Source organism: Micromonospora sp. NPDC002389 (assembly GCF_040296095.1).
GTDB lineage: Bacteria > Actinomycetota > Actinomycetes > Mycobacteriales > Micromonosporaceae > Micromonospora.
In genome coordinates, this window is the sequence record NZ_JBEOWP010000003.1 from 304,390 (window position 1) to 323,082 (window position 18,693).

General features: G+C 67.5%; 11 protein-coding genes. 3 read left to right on the forward strand and 8 right to left on the reverse strand.

Annotated features, from left to right (window positions below):
- Positions 1-11 precede the first annotated feature (11 nt).
- Positions 12-698, forward strand: coding sequence for a hypothetical protein (locus ABT008_RS07585; RefSeq protein ID WP_350694516.1), 687 nt, complete (start codon positions 12-14; stop codon positions 696-698).
- Here ABT008_RS07585 and ABT008_RS07590 read toward each other — a convergent pair.
- The 3 genes from ABT008_RS07590 to ABT008_RS07600 all read right to left on the reverse strand — a co-directional run bounded on the left by ABT008_RS07590 (position 662) and on the right by ABT008_RS07600 (position 1,902).
- Entirely contained in the window at positions 662-1,099 is a 438-nt protein-coding gene (locus ABT008_RS07590; RefSeq protein ID WP_350694518.1) for a hypothetical protein, read from the reverse strand. The genes ABT008_RS07585 and ABT008_RS07590 overlap by 37 nt on opposite strands.
- On the reverse strand, positions 1,096-1,566 hold the full coding sequence (locus ABT008_RS07595) for a hypothetical protein (RefSeq protein WP_350694520.1): 471 nt from the start codon (positions 1,564-1,566) through the stop codon (positions 1,096-1,098). Before ABT008_RS07595 ends, ABT008_RS07590 begins: the two co-directional genes overlap by 4 nt.
- An 81-nt stretch (positions 1,567-1,647) precedes the next feature.
- Positions 1,648-1,902 (reverse strand): DivIVA domain-containing protein, encoded by a 255-nt coding sequence (locus ABT008_RS07600; protein ID WP_350694522.1) that lies wholly within the window; start codon positions 1,900-1,902, stop codon positions 1,648-1,650.
- A gap of 227 nt (positions 1,903-2,129) precedes the next feature.
- Here ABT008_RS07600 and ABT008_RS07605 point away from each other — a divergent pair, with 227 nt between their 5' ends.
- Together ABT008_RS07605 and ABT008_RS07610 are read left to right on the forward strand one after the other, a co-directional pair.
- Positions 2,130-3,017, forward strand: coding sequence for a helix-turn-helix domain-containing protein (locus ABT008_RS07605; RefSeq protein ID WP_350694524.1), 888 nt, complete (start codon positions 2,130-2,132; stop codon positions 3,015-3,017).
- Complete coding sequence (locus tag ABT008_RS07610) at positions 3,010-3,204, forward strand: DUF397 domain-containing protein (protein ID WP_350694526.1); 195 nt, start codon at positions 3,010-3,012, stop codon at positions 3,202-3,204. Before ABT008_RS07605 ends, ABT008_RS07610 begins: the two co-directional genes overlap by 8 nt.
- A 96-nt stretch (positions 3,205-3,300) precedes the next feature.
- On the opposite strand, the gene ABT008_RS07615 is transcribed toward ABT008_RS07610, so the two are convergent.
- From ABT008_RS07615 to ABT008_RS07635, 5 genes are read right to left on the reverse strand one after another with little or no spacing between them, the layout of a single operon-like run.
- Entirely contained in the window at positions 3,301-3,972 is a 672-nt protein-coding gene (locus ABT008_RS07615) for a DUF6308 family protein (protein WP_350694528.1), read from the reverse strand.
- Positions 3,973-5,109, reverse strand: coding sequence for a restriction system modified-DNA reader domain-containing protein (locus tag ABT008_RS07620; protein WP_350694529.1), 1,137 nt, complete (start codon positions 5,107-5,109; stop codon positions 3,973-3,975).
- 12 nt (positions 5,110-5,121) lie between these two features.
- Positions 5,122-9,186 carry an Eco57I restriction-modification methylase domain-containing protein gene (locus tag ABT008_RS07625; protein WP_350694531.1) on the reverse strand — a complete coding sequence of 1,355 codons (4,065 nt, stop codon included), beginning with the start codon at positions 9,184-9,186 and terminating at the stop codon, positions 5,122-5,124.
- On the reverse strand, positions 9,186-12,122 hold the full coding sequence (locus ABT008_RS07630) for a DUF8741 domain-containing protein (RefSeq protein ID WP_350694533.1): 2,937 nt from the start codon (positions 12,120-12,122) through the stop codon (positions 9,186-9,188). Before ABT008_RS07630 ends, ABT008_RS07625 begins: the two co-directional genes overlap by 1 nt.
- Before the next feature lie 59 nt (positions 12,123-12,181).
- Positions 12,182-18,421, reverse strand: coding sequence for a protein kinase domain-containing protein (locus ABT008_RS07635; RefSeq protein ID WP_350694535.1), 6,240 nt, complete (start codon positions 18,419-18,421; stop codon positions 12,182-12,184).
- Positions 18,422-18,693: the final 272 nt, after the last annotated feature.

The window sequence follows — 18,693 nt, forward strand, 5'->3', positions numbered from 1 at the left end:
GAGTTCCAGGCATGGCAACAGATGCCTTCGACGGGCCAGTCCCGGCAGCGGCCGCACCTGGGCAGCGAGTACTCGACCTTCTGGACAAGGCCATCGACATCCAGGGCCCACTGGTGCGCAAGAACATCGCCCGTGCCCGCCAGCGGAATCCAGAGGCGACACCGGCGCAGGTGATCCGCAGTCTGGAGCGGATGTACGTCAGTGCCCTGACCGGGACCGGCGCCGCAGTCGGGGGAACTGCGGCCGCGCCCGGCGTCGGCACGGGAATCGCACTGGCGCTGTCGGCAGGCGAGATCTTCTCGTCTCTTGAGCTGAGCGCGCTCTTCGCGCTCTCGATCGCCGAGGTCCACGGCGTCCCCATCGACGAGGTGGAACGCCGCCGGACGATCGTGTTGGGGATCATGCTCGGCGGGAGCGGCTCCGCCACCATCACCAAGGTCGCTGAGCGTACGGGGCAACACTGGGGACGTCAGGTCGTCTCCAAGGTGCCTGCCGAGACGTTGCGCCAGATCAACAAGATCCTGGGCAGACACTTCGTCACGAAGTACGGCACCAAGCAGGGCATCGTCGTCCTCGGAAGAGTGGCACCGTTCGGGATCGGAGCGGTGATCGGTGGTGCCGCCAACGCCGCCATGGCCTCCCTGGCGGTGAAGGCGGCCCGTCACGCATTCGGCCCACCCCCGTCGGAATGGTCGTGAACGCAGGGCGGTGAGGTGCCGCAGCCCGACGCGGCCAGCGATGGCAGCGCGGCGACTCGGGCCAGCACCGGCCGCCACGTGCCGTCCTTACCGTCCGGCCCGATCTCGACGCCTTCGAGCCACACCCACTGTCCGTCGTACCACTGGCTAACGTCCAGCCTGACCCGGACGATCCGCAGCCGCAGCGGACCGGCTGGATACCGGTAGTCGGCCATGTCCAGCCGGACCACGTCGCCGGGCGCGACGCAGACCTGCGGGACCACTGGTACGCGGACCACGGCCGCCCCGATCGGGCACTCCTTGTCGCACGGCAGCCCGACTCGGGCAGTCAGTGCCGCCTGTCGTGCCCGCAGGATCAGCCGGTTGCGGATCTGCGCGGGCGACAGGTCGAAGGCGCTCACCGCAGGTACGTCCGCAGAAAGCGAGTGAGGGTCTCCTCGGCCCAGGCCGCCCGAGGACATGTGCCGTTCGCGCGATAGTCCGGGCACTTCCGGGAACGCGGATCCTCGGCGGGCCGCCGCCAGTGTTGGTTCGTCAGCCGGTTCGCCCGCTCAAGCTGATCCGAGGTGATGTCGTCGCCCGTCCCCGCCCGATCGGGCTCGGCCGGCGGCCCCGCGCAGGCCGGCGTCGGGAACCTCCCCCGGTTCCGCCGCCCGGCCGGGCCGTCGTCGTAGCGCCCCTCCCCCTGGTTCCGCGCCCCCGCCGGACGCTCCTCGGGCTGCTCGTAAACCTCCGCGCCGTCGCAGCGCGAGGTCACCCGCAGCTCCGGTACGACATGCTCCACCGATACCCGCCGAAACCGCCCCGGCACATCCTCGTCCGGCACCGCCTGCCCGGTCAGGTCCAGCGCGACCGGCCCCGGCCGCAAGAACCACTTCCACCGCCTACCCATGTTCCGTCCCCGTTCTGTTGACAAAGGCAACTGTCGCTTTGCTTGCGCTGCGGCCGGTCACCGGTCGTAGCCCCGGGCTCGGGCCTGTGCGGACTGCCAGTCGCGCAAGGCGGCCTTGATCCGGGCGGTCTCCCGGCGACTCTCGGCAAGCGCCTGCTGGACGGCGGCCAGGTCGCCGGCGACCCGGTCGAGGAACGCGTACACCTCGTCGGGTGCCAGACCACGACGGCCTGGCCAGACCCGGCGGAAGCGACGCCCGCGCACCTGCCAGGGCAGCAAGCCGGTGGACGCGGCGGAGCGGTAGGTCGTCATATCGCTGCCTTCCAGGCTGGACGAAAGGGATGCGATCGAAACGCGGCGGCCGTCCGGGGGGAATCGGCCGGCCGCCGCGCTGTAGTCATGCTGCGACAGTCCGCACTGGATCCGCAACGTTCCAGAAGCAGATTTCGCGCATATGCATTGACTTTCTTTCCTGGAACCACTATGTGTTACAGAGAAAGGTGACGCAGCGTTGCGAGTTGGAACCAGGGAGTGCGCTTATGCCCGAAGACATCGGATCGACCGTGCCGCGCCGACAGCTCGGTCGGCTGCTACGCCAGTTCCGCAACGAGGCGGGGGTGACACTCGACGCCGCCGCCGAAGCCCTCGAATACAGTCGGCAGAAGATCTGGCGTCTCGAATGCGGCATGGGCTCGGTCCGCGTGCTCGACGTCAAGGCGATGTGCGAGCTGTACGGGGTGTCGCCGGAGATGACCGAGGCGATGCGCGGCCTGGCCGCCGAGACAAAATCCAAGGGCTGGTGGCACGCCTACGGCGACGCGGTGCCGAGCTGGTTCGAGCTGTACGTCGGCCTGGAGTCCGCCGCCGCCCATCTCCGCGAGTACGCGGAAACCCTCATCCCTGGACAGCTTCAGACGCGCGCCTATGCACTTGGGCTCTACCAGGCTGGAAGCCGGTTGACCGCCGAAGAACACGAACGGGCGGTCGATGTCCGGCTACAACGCCAGACCCTACTCAAACGCCGGCTGCCGCAGCCGCCACGCTTCGACGCGGTGCTCTCCGAGCCGGTGCTCCGACGGGTCGTCGCCAACCGAGAGGTGATGGGCGGGCAGCTCAACCACCTACTCGAAGTCTCCGAGCTGCCGAACGTCTCCGTGCGAGTGATGCCGCTAGCGGCAGGACCGCACCCGGGAGCCGTCGCCGGATCGTTCGTGATCCTGGACTTCCCGACGACCAATGGCGGTCGGACCGCTCCTGAGCCATCGGTGGTCTACAGCGAGTCTCTCACCGGTGCGCTCTACCTCGACAAGCCGGACGAGCTCCGGGCCTATGAGGACACTTGGAAGAGACTAGCCGCCCTTGCCCTTGGCGAGGCAGAATCGAGAGACATGATCAAGAGGACCATCGGGGAGATGCGGCATGACTGACCTGACCGGTGCCACCTGGCGCAAGAGCACCCGCAGCGGCGACAACGGCGGCAACTGCGTCGAGGTCGCCGACAACCTTCCCGGCCTCGTAGCCGTACGCGATTCCAAAGATCCGGCCGGTCCCACTCTCGCCTTCTCTCCCACGGCCTGGACCGCCTTCATCCGGACAGTTCAGCCAGCCAACTGAGTGCCGAACTGCGACTGACGGCTCTCCGCTGATCTGGAGGGCAACACCCCATACCGTTCCCGCTCTGACCTGGTCAGAGCGGGAACCCGACTGCACCTAGCCGATCGACAACCCGGGACAGCTACGACTGAGATGCTCGCCCTCGTGGCGCATCCAGATGACGATGTCGAAGACGCGGATGTCCGATACGTGGACCGGAATATCGGCGGCAACCCGGAGCTCCCGCAGCCGGCGGATCAAGCGAAGGTCGTCGGCGCGGAGCTGTTCGTGGAGCCAGAGCCAGAAGCCAGGGCGCCCACGAAGTGCACACTGCAACACGCTGTCGTAAATCGGGATCAGCCTGGGACGTTTGCGAGCGAGCAGCTTCCCCGCAATGGTCTCTTTCACGCCCGGACGCTCCACCAGTAGATGCCACGCGCGGTCCGCCGGTCCGCCGTCCTGGACGTACGTCCTTGCTCGCTTGTCACTGAGGTCGACCGAGGCCGGGATCTTGCGTAGCTCGTCGCTGATGCGCTGCCCCAGATCGCCTTGCAGGAGTTCGAGTGCGACCGCAGCCGGAACGCGAACCTCCAACAGCTGAACGGCGATCAGATCTTCAGCGGTCACGACATCGCGGTGCAGGGCGGCCGCTCCACCACCCAGCGTCTCGAACTGACTCCCGGTGAAGGGCTTCGGGTAGTTCGCAAAGTAGCGTCGAAGGTTTGGGACAGCGCACTCTTCGTCGAGGACAGCCATGATGTCGTGCAACGGCAGCCACCCGTCAGGCATTCACGCCTCCCCCAACGCGACCCGGCGGCGGATCTCCTTGAGTGTGACCACATCGCCCTTCACTGCGTCTTGTGCCTGCCAGAAGTCGAGCCCATCGGTCGCCTTACGGCTTCCGGTGATGTCCCGGCCATGGAGCGCGATCTTCACTGCCTCCCCCGCTCTGGAGGGTGAGTTGTGGTTCTCCCCCCGGTAGCGCACTCGCCCATCCGCTAACAACTCAGCGGTGTGCTGCTGCCCGAGGTAGCGGGCGATGAGCGTGGTCCCCGGCCGCAGGCGGCCAGCGGCAAGTAGATCCGCCAGCTTCAGCTTCCGCTCATCCGGTGTCACGCGGGTTGAGGCGCGTTGCGGGCGCCTCAACCCTGATGACTGAACTGTCGGCCTCGCAAGGGCCGGCGGAGGTACGGCCTGCTGAACCGAAGGCTGGTACGCCTGCGCCGAGGGCGCTTGCCGCTGAGGTGGCGCGGCCGACATCGGGAAGTCGAAGGTAGCGCGGGCACGGATGAGGCTTTGCCGAATCTCCTCGCGTGTCAGCCTGGACATCCGACTATCGAGCAGGGCGACCAGTTCGGGCGCAGGGTCCGACCCGGCGAACAGGTCCGTCAGTTCGGTGTGGACCTGCCGGTCAACGAAGAAGCCCTTCCACAGCTCCTCAATCCGGTTGTCGCCCATGTTCTGCTTGCTAAGCAGGCTCAGCAGTTCGATAGCGGCGTCGACATCGTCCTCGATCCGGACCGCGCGGAAGAGCTTGTGCTCGATCGGCACCGGTGCGTGCGCGTTGTAGACCCGCCACTCCGCGCCATCGGTCAGGGCAACCCACTCCACGCCGGCCATCGTCGCGTAACCGATGGTCTGGTTGGCCCAGCGCGGGTCGTCAAGGTTCTCACCAAGCCCCTTCGCCTCAATGAACAAACGCGGAGTACGCAGAAGCAGCAGGGCATAGTCAACTGGGTTGTCAACGCCCCGCCGTCGGTACTCTCGGTGTACCTCGTCGAGGTCGACGATATCCCAGCCCAGCGCACCGAGAATCGGCTCGATGAGGCTGGCTTTGGTGTTCTGCTCTCCGATGCGCTGGTGCTGCCGCCGGAACCGCGCCACCCGCTCGACACACTGCTTGATTACGTCTTCGAGTTCGTACATGTTCACTGCCTCTCACGCCGACCCGTGTCGTCCGCCCAGTGGGCCAGTTGTCTCGGAAGCACTACCCTGGTGGCGGGGACCATGACCGGGTAGTGGTGTCAAGGTGGAGGTGTAATTCTCTCCCTCGACGAGTGGATTGGTCAGGCCGACACCCGCAGCAGCCATCCGGTCGTACTCGGCGAGGACCAACTCCTTGGTTCGGTAAGAGCCGAACCTCGCCTCTTCCTTACGCTTGACGATCGGAAAGGTCTCCATGATGTATTCGGCATCAACACGGGATACCCCATAAAGGTGGAAGAAGAGGGCATCCAACTCGACCCGAATGGCAGTTCGCCTCTCCTCATCCCAACGAAAAGGGGCACCGTTATCCCCGAGGTCGAGAGCGAATGGAGCCATGTCGTGGGCAGTGTAAACGAGTTCGAGAACGCGCTCCCTGATGAATCGTTCGTGAGGCTTAAGCTGCGCAGGGGAGGCGACTGGCAACTGATAGGTCGTGAAGAACTTCAGATGAGTGCCTCCCACCTTCTGCCGAGCCGCGAAGTCCAGAACTTGCGAGGTCAGACAGGCAACGAGACCGGCAACTGAACGTTGCGGAAGCATTAGGAGTGTTCCGTCAGGGGCTGCGGCGCGAGGGAAAACGCTATCAATCATCGTTCGCTCATCCGTCGCACGACAGATATCGCGCCAACCAAGAAGCCAGCCCCGCTTCCAGTGCTTGGAGGCGAGCCTCTCGTCCACCTCACGTTCGGCGACCCAGTAGCGAGACACGCTAACAGCGCTCGGGCTCCGCTTCTCACTTAGCGAGAAGCTGCGGGTTAGGCCATCTTGACCATACGTGGCCCAGCGGTGGTCATAGTGGTGGAGCATCTTTGCTTCATAGAGTGGGAGCATTTTGGCGGAGCCCTTGGTAAAGATGTTCCCGGTGATGGTCCAGCCGTCGGATTCGAGTTCCTCGCGCGTGCCAAATAGGTGCGAGTCGCTCGTCATGTTGAACAGGCCCTGCATGAAAGAGACGGCCCACGGGTTACCGTTCGGATCACCCTCTCTGATCAGAACCGGAACGCGGCGGTAGATTCCCAGCGTGATTTCGGCATCTCGCCGGGAGCGGAAGATGGGGCAGGTGCCAGTATTCGGGTTAATCAGGTTGATCTCTTCGGGTGTGAGGGTAAAGACCTTCTCAGGGTCACCAAGTTCGGTCGGATCGTGCAGGAAGAAGGCGAACTTGGCAGCCGCTTCCCGACATACGCTCCCGACCAGGGAGAGGATACTGAACTTCATACGTGAGTCCACAGCGGGAAAGAGACCACTTCGGTTCTCGAAGTCGTAGAGGGCTGCGATTGAGCCGCTGATTACCAGATCCTTGAAGAAGAATTGGGTTGTGGCATCCGTCGCGATACCAGTTGGAAGGATCATTCCCATCCGGCCATCGCGGTCCGCCAAATTGCGCCCTTGCTCGGCGAAGATCGGATCTGTCTTGATCCTGCCACGTCCACAGAGCGGAAATACTCCCGAGCTGCTGGCAAAGTGCCGCATGCCGTCCACCTGGCGCTTCGCGGCCTCGTACGCCTCATGCAGCAAGGGGTTTGCGCTGCTCAGCCCGGCGATAAGCCTCTTCCGCCTTACTCCCGCCGCATCGGCGATCTCGGGCGCCCGCGCCGAAAAGAACTCCTGCTCCTTGAGTTCAAGGTGCTCCCACGGTGGGTTGCCAAGAACGCACGCGAAGCCGCCGATCCACCCCGTCGCCGGGTCGACGCCCGCGTCGTAGTCCGGCACCTCGAAGACCTCAGGAAACTCCAGGTGCCAGTGAAAAAACCGATACTGCTCGCGCAGCCGGACGATCCCGCCGTGAGTCGCCGGCAGTCCAGCCGAGGCGTCAGGATCCTCCAACGCCCGAAACACGTCGTGCGTAATGGCCCGTGGGGCATCCGCTGTCTTCCACCACATGAACGCAGCACACCAGGCGTCGGCGACGTTCAGGGCGCGGGCGTACTCGTCGGAGGTCTTCCAGGTTTGGTAGGCGGACGCCTGCCTGCGAACGTCGCCGAGGTTGTCGGCCGAGGCGGTGGTGATGCGACGCAGATCCTGGGCGAAGACGATGTTGGCGACCTTCGCGCCTCTGTCCACATCAAAGAGCGTGCCCTGTCCCGCCCGCTCTTTGGCGTTCTGCTTCTCTAGGGACTTGGCGTACTTCCTGTCGTCGCCCTCGATGGGCTTGAACGCCTCGTCGGGGATGCCCTTCTTGAGCAGGGCGGGCGTTGCGCCGATCAGGGCGTTGCCGCATTTGATGTGGGCGTCGAGGAAGCTCAGCGGCTTGCCTGGTTCCAGGGCTTCCATCCAGAGGGAGACCTTGGCGAGTTCGACGGCCATCGGGTTGAGGTCTACGCCGTAGATGCAGCGGGCGACGACCTCGTGCAGGGCGCGGCGGACGGCGTCGACGGTGGGTTCGGGGTTGCGTTCGCGGACGGCGGCTACCCGTTTGGCGATGCGGCGGGCTGCGGCGACCAGGAAGTGGCCGGAGCCGCAGGCCGGGTCGCAGACGGTCAGCGACAGCAGTTCATTGACGATGGTGTCGCTCGGGTCGGGTTGGCCGGCGGCGGTGGCGGCCTGCTCGGCACGCTTGACCGCGTCGTCGATGACCGGGTCTAGCGCGGAGTCGAGCAGGCAGTCGATCAGCGAGGACGGGGTGTAGTAGGAGCCGGTGGTCTTGCGGGTGTTACCGGCCAATTCGACCAGCTCGAAGATGCGGTCGACGGCGCTGTGCTTCGGCACCAGTTCCAGCAGCGACTCGTAGATCGAGCCGAGTTCTTCGGCGTCCAGGTTGCGGTAGTCGACCGACCGCCAGCGGCGGGTGCTGGCGTCGCGTACCAACGAAAGGTGCCGGACTGCGGTCAGCAGGTGGTCGTTCGACAGCGACAGGGCGCGCAGCGGTTCATCGGCGTCGGCGTGGTCGAAGAGGCCGCCGAGGCCGGGCAGGCCCAGCTCGGGGCGGCCGTTTTCGTGGCCGAGCGCATCGAGCACGAGGCGTAGCGCCTGGTAGAGGTCGCTGTGGGTGGTGCCTCGGCGACGGCGTGCCTGCGCGCGCAGCCGGGCCGACGAGAAGTAGGCGGCGTAGCGTTCGCGGGCCTGGTCGTCGGCGTCGGGGTGGTGCAGGGCGTCGCGGTCCTCGGCGACGAAGAGGAACAACAGCCGGTACACCAGGCGCAGCAGGGCGTTGTGCAGGGCTTGCGGGTCGATGTCCTCCCGCAGCGCGGCGTTGTCGGGGTGGCGGAGGAAGCCGGTGCCGAGCGCGGTGATCGCGTCCTGTACGCCCTTACGGAGTTGGTCGAGGGCGCGGGTGCCGGCGGCGATCGCCTCGGTGCGCCACTTCTCCAGCCAGCAGGTGGAGGGAGCCGCACCCTCGGTGACCTCGAAGCGGGAAACGTGGAGGAGGCGGTAGAGCAGCACGAATTCGCTGAACAGTTCGCCGTCGAAGATGGCTTCCAGGTCGAACTCGACGTAGGCGGCGGTGGCCAGGGCGTTGGAGTCGCGCAGCAGGCGCAGTTGCCGGCCGTTGGTGAGCACGCCCCACAGGTGGGCCTCGGAGCGGTTCAGCAACTCCTGCACCAGCGACTGCGGCGGCACGGTGCCCGCGCCGGCTGGGCGCTTGTCGAGGGTGGTGTTCCACGGCACCAGGTGGATCGGGACGTGGTTCCAGCGGTGGCTGATTTGGAAGGTCTTGTTGCCGTCGTCGGAGCTGAGGCCGGTGCTGCCGAGTTCGGTGAGCGGGCCGAAGCCGAGTCCTTCTCCGAAGAGAGGCTTCAGCCACTCGGCGACGGCCAGGCCGGTCGGGTCGGCCGGGGTGTCGGCCTGCGGCGCGATGGGGAGTCGGTTGCGCAGTTCCTTCCACACGGACTTGAGGTAGTCCCAGTGTCGTTCGGCGGCGTCGCTCACCGACCGGGAGCCGACCACTTTGTAGTCGGCGGGTTTGGCGCCGTTGACGTCGCGGCCCTCGGAGATGCGCACCAGCATGTCGGCGGGGATCAGCCCGCCGATGGTGTGCACGGCAGAGAAGACCTGGTTGCGGGCGGTGGCGGACATCAGGCGTTGCCTCCGGCGACGGGGGTGGACGCGGGCAGGTAGACGTAGGCGCCGAGGATGTCGGGGCGGTCCTGCGCGGTGACGGTCAGGCCACGGACGATCTCACCGGCGACGCTGCGCACCCGGCGGTGCGAGGCGAGCAGGCCGGCAGCCAGTTCCTCGCCGTACCCGGTCAGGTGGTCGGAGACCTCGGGCAGGCCGTCGAGGATGCGGCGCATGGTGCGTTCGCCGAAGTCCGGGTCGGTGTTCTCGTCGGCGCCTGCGTCGAGCAGCCGCAGCGCGTCGGTGGTGGGCAGCCAGGTGGCGTTGGCAGGTGCGCCGGAGAAGGCGACCAGCCGAGCGTCCTCGGCGACGAGCTGCCGGGTGCCGGACCGCGACGGCAGGGTGAGGTGGAAGCGGTAGCGGACCAGCAGCAGGGTGGTGCGCACGGTCACGGCCCGGGTGCGGATGACGCCGCAGCGGCGGGCCGGGCGTGCGCCGCTCACCTGGTCGTCCAGGGCGGCGTTGAGGACGTACCCGGCGAGCGCTCCCACCGTCGGGTCGGTGCGGACCAGGGCCGCTTCGCCGCGCGCCACGGCGGCGGTGTCGCGGAACGGCACGGGTCTGCCCTTCTCGACGGCGTCGCCGCCGAGCACCGGGGCGAGGGTGTCGCGTAGGCCGGCGGGAGTGCCGCTGACGTCGGCGGTGAAGTCGCCGGAGCGGTCGGGCGCGTCGCGCAGCACGCCGTCGAGGGCACGCAGCGACAGGCGTACGAAGTCACGGATCTCGGCGGCCCGGCCGAGCGTGTCGCGGATCTCGGCGACCTCGCGGGCCACCTCGTCGGGGCGGATGGTCTGCTGGGCGAAGCGGGACCGGGACGCCTTCTCCTTCTCGGCGGCGGACTGCCACTCGCTCTCCAGTGCGGCGGCCTTCTTGTCGACCGTGCGGTACTCCTCGGCGTCGAAGAGGCTGCCCTGCTCCTCCTCCCGGCCGCGCAGCAGCAGCCACTCCACGATCGCGTCGGTCACGCCCTGCGAGGCGGCGTCCGGGACGGAGACGGATACTCCGAGGTCCTTGCGGATCTGCCGGTGCTTGCGGATCAGCACATCGAGGACCTTGCCGTCGATGCCGTTGTCGCTACCCCAGAGCGTGATCACACGGACCTTGTCGCGTTGCTGGCCGTACCGGTCGACGCGGCCCTCGCGCTGGTCGTGGCGGGTGGGGTTCCAGGCCAGGTCGTAGTGGACGACGGCGTCGAAGTGGTGTTGCAAGTTCACGCCCTCGGAGAGGCAGTCGGTGGCCACCAGGACGCGGCGCGCGGCCGGGTCGTCCCCGGCCTCCGTAGCCAGGTCCTCAATGCGCTGGATGCGCTGCTGCGGGGAGAGAGTCCCGGTGACCGCGCGGACCACGGTCTTCTTGCCGAGGACGCCGGCCAGGTGTTCGGCGACGTACTCGGCGGTGGGGATGTAGCGGCAGAAGACGATCGGGTGGTAGCCCTTTTTGAGCAGGTCCTTGAGGTGCTTGATCAGGGCCGCGAGCTTGGGGTCACCGGTCGGACCCTCCAGCTCGGCGGCGCGGTCGGCCAGCTCGACGAGTCGCCGGCCCTGATCGACCTCCACGGCACCGGTCTCCGCACCCGGTGCCACGTCCAGCCCTTCCAGGGCATCGGTCTCGACGGAGTCGCTGGTCAGTGGGGCGCCGAGCCGGTCGGCTTCCTCTGCAGTGTCGGCGGTCGCGGTCGCCGATCGGGTGCGCAGCGTCTGTGCGGCGGCGCGGGGTGAGGAGACCAGGGAACGCAGTAGGGCGATCGCCGACCACCAGGCGATCCTGGCCTCGCGTCGGCCCCGGCTGTCCGCGGCGGTCACCCGCTCGCTGGCGTACGCGATGGCGTCGTCCAACAGCGCCCGGTAGTCCTTGGAGAGCTTGTACGTCTCGTCCTTGAACTCGCGGTCCGAGGGGAACGACGTCTTCTCGGCGAGGCTGTCGTCGGCCAGGCCGTCTTCGCGAGTCAGGTACCGGCGCACGTCGGCACGACGACGGTGCACGAAGTGCTGGGCGAGCAGTCGGCGGCCCGCCTCCGAGCCCAGGTCGACGGTGGCAAGTTCCGGCCGGACCAGGCCGAGCAGGTTACGGAAGGCGCTCTCCTTGCCGCTGTGCGGGGTCGCGGTCACCAGCAGCAGATGCCGTTCGGGGTCGGCGGCGACCCGTTGCAGCAGCTCGAAGCGGAGCTGGTTCTGGGTGGTGGTGTTGTCGTCGGCGGCCACGCAGGTATGTGCCTCGTCGACGATGACCAGGTCCGGGCAGTGCCGGACGAAGTCGTCGCGGTGCCGGGTGGACTTGATGAAGTCGGTGGAGACGATCACCTGCGGGTGTCGGTCGAAGAGCGACTGCCCCAGGTCCAGGCCGCGTTCCAGCCTGGACACCGTGGAGGCCAGCACCAGTTCGGCGTCGAGGCCGAACTTGGTCCGCAGCTCCTCCTGCCACTGCTCGGCCAGGGCCGGTGAGCAGAGCACCGCCAGCCGTGTGGCGCCGCCCTGCGCCAGCAGCTCACTGGCGATTAGACCCGCCTCGACGGTCTTCCCGATCCCCACATCATCGGAGATCAACATCCGTACCGTCTTCTGCCGCAACGCCATCAGCAACGGCACCAGCTGGTAGGCGCGGGGCTCGACGGCGATGCCGGCGAGTGAGCGAAACGGGCCGGCGCCGGAACGGAAGCCGATCCGCAACGCGGAGCGCAAAAGGCCCGCTGCCTGTGCGTCACCCAGATCGGTGGGCGACGGCGGGGCGAACTGTGCGTCGGTGACCGGCTCGAAGTCCGGAAAGACAGCCGCGACGTCGTCGTCGGCCCCGCCGAGCGGACGCAGGACCAGCATGTCGGTGGCGCTCTCAGGCAGCACCACCCACTCACGGCCACGGGCGGAGACGAGGGAACCAGGGGTGTACGAGGCAGGCATGGGGAGGGATCTCTCCGGTGTCGAGGGGGGTCGGCCGGGGATGGATGGTGCGGTGGTGGTTACGAGGTCAGACCGAAGTAGCGCTTGTGCTTGGCGACGATGGCGGCCCAGTCGGCGTCGTGCGGGAAGCGGACCACGTCCCAGGAACTGTCGTAGAGCCGTTCCTCTGCGTCCCGGTCGCGTTCGGCGATCACGGCGTGCTCGTGTACCGGGCCGTCCACGAAGACGGCCACGTTCACGCCGGGTAGCCGGTAGACGAAGTCGGGCCGGGCCACCGCCTCGAGGATGAGGGTCTGGGCCTCGTCGGGCAGGCGCAGCCCGCGTTCCTTGAGCCAGGTGACGAACTTGCTCTCCAGCGCGGTGTCCGACTGGTCGGCCAGCCGCCGAAGTTGCTCGGTGCGTGACTCGCCCTGCCCGGTCGAGGCGGCCGTGGCGGCGGCGAAGCGCAGCAGCAGGTCGCGCACGCTGTGCCGGTCGATGAACCGGTGGTTGAGTTGGTTGCCGTAGGTGAGCAGGCACTCGTAGCAGCCGAGTGCACACGGGCGCCGCTCGTCGGGGCCGCCGAGGTCGGTGCCGTCGGGGGCAAAGTGGCAGATCGCCAGCGCCTCGGCAGCGGCACGGGCGAGGGCACGATGGTCAGCCTGCATCAGGCGCAGCACCCCGGCACCGCCCTCGGCGGCCTCGGTGAAGAGCATCCGTTCGCGGGGGCCCTCGTCGGGCGGGAGGAGTTCGGTGGTCAGCTCCGAGTCCTCCAGCTCGAACGCGGCCTCGATGCCGCGTTCCAGCGCGTACATCAGGGACAGGGCGACCGGCTCGTCCAACGGTTCGTCGAGCTTGAGCACCAGGATGTTGCGCCGGTCCTCCACGTACGGGATGACCCGCTTCTTGCGGCGCTTGTCGTTGCCGTCGGCGTCGACGACGGGCATCTCACTGGAGTCGCCGGACGCCTCCGACGCGTCGCGTTCGTTCATCCACCGTCCGTCGGCCGGGTCCAGCCAGAAGCCGTCCGGCTCGCCGGTCTTGGCCCGTACCCGCCCCACATTGGTGATGCGGACCGTCGCCGAGTCGCCGTACGACAGGGTGGCGAACGCGCCGGCCTGGTCGGCCACGATGGCGTCGCGGCGGCCCGGTCGGGCCCCGTGGTCGTGGAAGCGGTACGAGGTGACCAGCCGATATCCAGCGCGGCGGCGCTCCTCCTCATCCGAGGAGATCCGTTCGCGGCGTTTGGTGTAGACGGTGTGCAGGTGCAGCAGGCCGACGGTCTGCTCCCCCAGCGGCGTGTCGCACATCTGGCAGCGGTCGGCCTTCTCCCGCACATCGTGGTGGTAGCCGCACTGCCCGCAGCGACGTGCCGCGCCGGTGACCACGTCGCCCGCCGCGTCAGGCGGCAGTTGGATGCGGGTGACCTGGTAGCGCGCGCCTTCGTGGTAGATCAGCGCGCCCGGCCCGAACTCCCGGATGGCCAGGAACCGTGGGCGTTGCAGGTAGTCACCGTCACCGAAGCGCCGTCCGGTGGTCGGCACGTAGGCGGCCAGCGGCAGCCGGGGGAACGAGTATCCGGGCAGGAAACCCTCACTCGCCAGGTAGCGGTACGGGTTGAAGTCAGACAGCACCGACTTGCTGTCCACGCTCTCGTTCTTGAGCAGGTTGAGCTGCGTCTCGGCCTCCTTGCGGCGGCCCACGGCGATCCGTCGGTCACGTTCGGAGAGCGTGTGGTCGAGCACCCGCCGGTTCTGCTCCGCCTGGTCGACCAGGGCGGCTCGGAACAGGTCACGCCACCGGTCGAAGGCCCGATCGAACCGCTCGGGTGTGGTGTGCACCGTGTCCTCGATCCACCGGTCGTCCCACCAGCTCGACTGCGCGTAATCGGGTAGCAGGCCGGCGAAGACGCGGCGAGCGGCCCGAGCGGCCCGGTCCTGGGAGTCGGCGTCGTGCAACGCGGCGGTGATGTGGTCGTGCAACGGCAGGGTCGGGTTCGGCACCCGTGAGTCTTCCGGGTAGCTGATGTCGATGTTCTCCGGAATGGTGCGGCCCAGCTTGATGCCGGCCTCCGCCAGCCAGATCGCCTGCACATGCGAGCGCACCAGGTCCTCGTTGGCCAGGTCGAGGCGGGGCGCGGCGACGGCACCGGCGACCATCCGGTCGGAGCGGCGGAAATAGTACTGGTCGTGGCTGTTGCCGGTGGCGCAGTAGGTGGTGACCAGCGCCGGTTGGCCCGACCGCCCGGCCCGACCGCTGCGCTGGGCGTAGTTCGCCGGAGTCGGCGGGACGTTCCGCATCATGACGGCGTTCAGTTCGGAGATGTCGACGCCCAACTCCATCGTGGGCGAGCAGTAGAGCAGCTTCAGCTCAGCCTTGCGGAACGCCTCCTCCCGCTTCTCCCGCTCCAGCGGATCGACCTGGGCAGTGTGCTCACGAGCGGCGAGGCCGGCAAGCGTACCGGCCGCGCTGCGGTAGAGCTCCCGGAAGAAGGTGTTCACCCGGGGGCCGTCTCCGCTGGCGTAGGTGCGGGTGAGCGGGTCGTGGGTGCCGGTCTCGCCGCTTCCGACCCGCCACAGCAGAGCTGCGACGGAGACCCGGTAGCCAGTCGGCGGCGCGGTGTGACGGCGGTAGCGGCCGGGGCGTTGCGGTGCTTCGGTGATCTCGGTGACCTGCCCACCGTCGCTGAGCACCTTCAGCAGTTCCACGATCATCTGCTGGGCGTCGTCGAAGGACAGGGCGGTGCCGAAGTGCGCCCGGCGGAGGTACTTGCCGAACTTGCCACGGCCGGACAGGAACAATCCGGAGCGGTCCAGGCCCGGCTTCGACGACTGTGGGTACGCGGTGCCGACCTTCGGCTGGTCGCTGTTGGCGAGCACCCACGGGTCGACAAGCAACTCCTCGCTCGCCCGCTGGAGAGAGTCGAAGTCTCCGCGGAAGTACTGCACGTCAACGGCGAGCGAGCGGCGCATCTCGTTGAGCAGGACCCTCATGATCTCGGCCCGCTGGCCGGGCTCCGCGTCCCTCAGTCGACGATCCGTCCCGGTCCACCGTTGCGGGGATTGGGCGAGCCAGTCGGCGTCCGGGTAGTCGATCACCAGAAGCCCGGTCTGCTCCAGGTTGGGCATGGTGATCCGCCAGCCTCGCTCCAGATCGAGGTAGAGGCGGTACGCGACCACGTCGCGCAGGGCCTTGCCAACCCGATTCATCATCATCGGCGGCAGATCGTCGCCTCGGGCGTAGTCACCAGGTCGCAGGTGCAGCGCCTCGGTCACCTTCGCGGCGAGGTCCTCGTGAGCGATGCCGTCGCTGGCCTCACTGACCGCCTGATAGAGGGCACCACGCAGTTGAGTGATCTGGACGAAGTCGTTGAAGTGCCCGGCCTGCAGTGAGGCGTCCTGCCGGTTGTCGACGAACGTCAGCAGCTTGCGGGCCTTGGGATCCAGTGTTTCGGCCGGCGCGCTGAGCAGCGAACGGACGATCGACGCCGAGACCAGGGAGGTCGCCGACGAGCGTCCCTCCTGGTCGAGGGTGGCCAGCTTGGCGAAGTCCCGGCCCCGGACCTGCTCGTAGCTGACCGCGCAGTGCAGGCAGAACAGAAAGGGCGACGGGATGAAGGCGGCCCGCAGATCACCACGGCCCTCGAAGCCCTGCGCGTCAACGGTCACGCCAATCGGCAGCCGATCGCGGTAGGAGGCGCGCACGGTCTCCTGACCGTGGTCGTCGGATTCCAGCCACGACTCCGGGAGGCGCCGATCCTCGATCGCTCGCTCCACCGTGGTCGGCCAGGGCCGGTCGGCGTCGACGTACAGATAGCCGTCGCCCGCACGACCGCCGGTGGCGTTGGTGTCTCGACGCGGCTCGTAGACGGCGCCACCGTCCCGGTCACTTCGGAAGACGGTGAGGTACTCCTGGCCACACTCGCGGCAGAACGCCAACGGCAACAGAATCTTGCGGTCCGGCCCAGGCAGGACGAGCTGGTACTCGCGGGTGAGATGGCGGGTGAGTTCGTCTTCGAGCGTCACGTAGACGGTGTCGCCCTTGGCCAGGAACTGGTGCAGCCGGAACGCGAACAGGGGACGCTCGGTTACCGGGTGACGCGCCTCCGAGCCGGCCTTGAGCACATCACGGATGGCCCTGGCGCAGTCGGCGGCGGACAGCCCGCTGCTCTGGGCCAGGTCGACGGCTGCCTGCTCGATCTTGGCGGGACGCTGCCGGACGAGCCGCCCGGTCGGGTCGCTGGCCAGACCGAAGCGGGTCTCGATCCATCGGGCCAGCGGGTCGTGGACCAGGTCCCCGTATGCCCGTGGGGCGCCGGGCGCGCGCAACCGTGCGGCGGAGACGGTGTCGGGGGCGGGGTCGGTGGCACGCACCAGGGTCTCCCCGATGACGTTGTCCGTCGTCACCTCGACGCCGAACAACGTGGTGGCGACCCGGGCGACGGCGACGCGCTGGTCGTCGAGGCTGCCCTCACTCGAAATGGTCGCGGAGGTGCCGACGCATTGGAGTCGATCGGCCCGGCACGCCTCACGAACCCGCCGGATGAGCAGGGCGACATCGGCACCCTGCCGGCCGCGGTACGTGTGCAGCTCGTCGAAGACCAGGAACTCCAGCCCCTCCGCCATCTTGATCAACGATCGCCGATCGTCGGGGCGGGTGAGCATCAGTTCCAGCATCACGTAGTTGGTGAGCAGGATGTCCGGCTTGCTGTCGCGAATCTCCCTGCGACGCTCGTCGCTCTCCTGACCCGTGTACCGGGCGTAGGTGACGGGCTCGCGACCGGGCCCGTAGCCGTCCTGAAGGAACTTGTCGAGTTCCTTGAGCTGGCTGTTCGCCAGCGCGTTCATCGGGTACACGATGATCGCCCGCACCCGCTTCGCCGGCTTGGCGCCCTCCTGCTGGCGGGCCTTGAGCACCCGGTCGACGATCGGGACGATGTAGGACAGCGACTTGCCGGAGCCGGTGCCGGTCGTCAGCACGTACGAGTCGCCCGACTGTGCCCTCTCGATCGCCTCGCGTTGGTGTTGGTGCAGCGTCAGTGGGCGACCGTCGCACTCCGTGCCGCCCTCGGTCTTGCGCGCCTGGAAGATCCGGGCGCACTCCTGGTGCAGTACGCCCTGGGTGAGCAGCTCCAATATGGAGCCGCCGGAGGCAAAGAACGGGTTCAGGGAGACCCAGGGGTCGGGCCACTGGGACTTGGCGTTCAGGTCCTCCTCGACGAACGCCGCGATCCGATCGTTGCGGATGACGGTGCCGCCTTCGGTGAAGGCCCGGTAGTCCTTGATGAGTCGCTCGTGTACGCCGAAGACGTCCATACCGGTGGGGTCCGCTGCGGCGAACACACCGTCGGCGGGTTGCGCGGGCGGCTTCGGAGTCGTCACGTCTTGGCGCGTCGTCGTGGCCAGGTGCCGGACCGGGTTGAACTCCTCCCATCCCGGCACGCTGTCGGTGCCCTTGGCATATGTCTCTAGTGACTCGCGGACGGTCGCCGCGTCGTCCGGACGGTCGGCGGGGTCTTTCGCGAGCAGTTGTGTGATCAGGCGCGCCAGCTCGGCCGGTACGTCCGACCGCATCATCCGGATATCGGGTACAGGTTCCTCGCGGTGCTTCTGACTCAGCTCGTACGCGGATTCGCTGAGGAAGGGCGGCACGCCGGTCAGGAGCTCGAACAGCACACAGCCCAGCGCATACAAATCGGCGGCCTGGGTGACGGCCGCAGCCTGGAATTGCTCCGGAGCCATGTAACGAGCGGTACCGACGGTGACGCCCGTGCTGGTCACCCAGCCCGCGTCACGGTCGTCGACGATGCGGCCCATACCAAAGTCAAGGACTTTGACCACGCCACCGCGCAACAGCATCACGTTGGCGGGCTTGAGATCCCGGTGCACCACACCGACGCCGTGCGCAGCGGCCAGTCCAGCGGCGGTTTGCGCACCTATCCCGGCCACCCAGGAAGTCGGCAGTTGTGGGTGCTCCGAGACCAGATCCCGCAATGTCTCGCCGTCCAGCAGTTCCATGGCGATGAAGGGCAACTCCCCAGCCTGGGCGGCGCCGGCGATGATGCGCGGCAGGTTGGCGTGGTCGAGCTTGCGCATGATGCGCACCTCGCGCTCGAAGCGCTGCCGCGCCCCACTGTCGGCGGCTGTGTCGATCACCGCGCCCGATCGGCTGCGCAGGATCATCTTCAGCGCCACGATCCGATCAGGAGACTCCTCCGCGGCGGACATGTCCTCCGCACGGTGGACCTCGCCCATGTTGCCCTTGCCGACCGCAGCCAGGATGCGGAACCGACCCGCAACCCAGTCGTTGATCCCCGTCACCCTCAGCGCCCCCAGCTCGTTGGTCCGTGAAGTATTACGGTCCACTAGGGAGATCAAATCGTCCGATTGGTGGAAACAACCAACCGGATGTGCGGCGACAAGGGGATTCAGGCTATCTATCTACATAGGTTCTGAGCAGCACGGTTGGGTCCCAGTTTAGGCATTCACCCAGATAGAGCTGCCAGATTGCGGCCCTACCAGGGCTTTCGTTAGCTGGGAACGTGCGACCGTCCACATCCGAAGTCGACAGACTGAGACCGCTCTGGCCTAAC

Bases quoted from the DNA above. Each gene is read 5' to 3' on its own strand.
- ABT008_RS07585 (WP_350694516.1), top strand. From the start codon at position 12: ATGGCAACAGATGCCTTCGACGGGCCAGTCCCGGCAGCGGCCGCACCT.
- ABT008_RS07620 (WP_350694529.1), bottom strand. From the start codon at position 5,109: ATGTACGAACTCGAAGACGTAATCAAGCAGTGTGTCGAGCGGGTGGCG.
- ABT008_RS07630 (WP_350694533.1), bottom strand. From the start codon at position 12,122: ATGCCTGCCTCGTACACCCCTGGTTCCCTCGTCTCCGCCCGTGGCCGT.
- ABT008_RS07610 (WP_350694526.1), top strand. From the start codon at position 3,010: ATGACTGACCTGACCGGTGCCACCTGGCGCAAGAGCACCCGCAGCGGC.
- ABT008_RS07600 (WP_350694522.1), bottom strand. From the start codon at position 1,902: ATGACGACCTACCGCTCCGCCGCGTCCACCGGCTTGCTGCCCTGGCAG.
- ABT008_RS07605 (WP_350694524.1), top strand. From the start codon at position 2,130: ATGCCCGAAGACATCGGATCGACCGTGCCGCGCCGACAGCTCGGTCGG.
- ABT008_RS07625 (WP_350694531.1), bottom strand. From the start codon at position 9,186: ATGTCCGCCACCGCCCGCAACCAGGTCTTCTCTGCCGTGCACACCATC.
- ABT008_RS07615 (WP_350694528.1), bottom strand. From the start codon at position 3,972: ATGCCTGACGGGTGGCTGCCGTTGCACGACATCATGGCTGTCCTCGAC.